Source organism: Segatella copri, assembly GCF_003465495.1.
In the GTDB taxonomy this organism is placed as follows: domain Bacteria; phylum Bacteroidota; class Bacteroidia; order Bacteroidales; family Bacteroidaceae; genus Prevotella; species Prevotella copri_G.
In genome coordinates this window covers 1-831 of record NZ_QSAV01000128.1, presented here as the reverse complement: position 1 = coordinate 831, position 831 = coordinate 1, and the positions used below count along the sequence as shown (strand labels likewise).

The 831-nt window shown below is 50.7% G+C and carries 1 pseudogene; it reads left to right on the top strand.

What is annotated here, in order from left to right:
• Positions 1 to 81: 81 nt before the first annotated feature.
• Positions 82 to 831: pseudogene (locus DWV53_RS15405) on the top strand (hypothetical protein); the annotation flags it as partial.

The following is an 831-nucleotide window of genomic DNA, read 5'->3' as shown; positions in this document are numbered from 1 at the left end:
CGCTACCTCAAGGTAGAGCACAAGGAACTGATTGCCGGATTCAAGGAGAAATTATAATTTATAATTCAACATTCTAAAACGATGGAACATATTATAGCATATAATCCGTACAAGAATGGCAATAAAGGGAGCGTAAGCTCCCAGCCACTCTCGGTCTACGACAAGACCATCGCTTATCCCTGGATGGCAGACCTGGTAGCTGCCATCCGTGGGGGTAACGATGAACTGAAGAAGCAGCTGCCCTTCCGCTGCGCTCACTACTACCAGTTCCGGGACAACAGACGCTCGCAGAAAAATGCCGTGCCCGAAAGCTTCCTCTTCCAAACCACCATCGACGTGGACGACAAGGAATATGTGGATAAGGCGATAGAGAAGGCACGAGAGCTGAACTGCAGCGGCACCATCTGGAATGGAGCCCTGCTGCATCTGGAGTACTCAGCCCGCAAGAAGTTGCACATCGACATCCGCATGCCCATCGGTATGACTATCGAGGAGACGCAGCGAGCCTATTGCGAGGCGCTGGGCGTGCCCTACGACGAGAGCTGTATCACGCCAGAACGCATGCTCTTCATCACCGACAAGGAGTCGGAAATCTATCGCTCGCCCCATTGGTACGAAGTGCTGCCACAGGAAGAACTGAAGAGGCGCAGACAAGCCTACCTGGACCGTGGACTTACCATCGACGGACGGGCTGGGAAAGTTAATAGTTTACAGTTAAAAGTTAATAGTAATGATAAGAATTATGAAAATAATAGACTTTCGGGCTCTGACAGCCATCACGCTGTTTCTGCTGGCTCTGCTATTCAGCCTGCCCAACCTTGTGATAGCAAT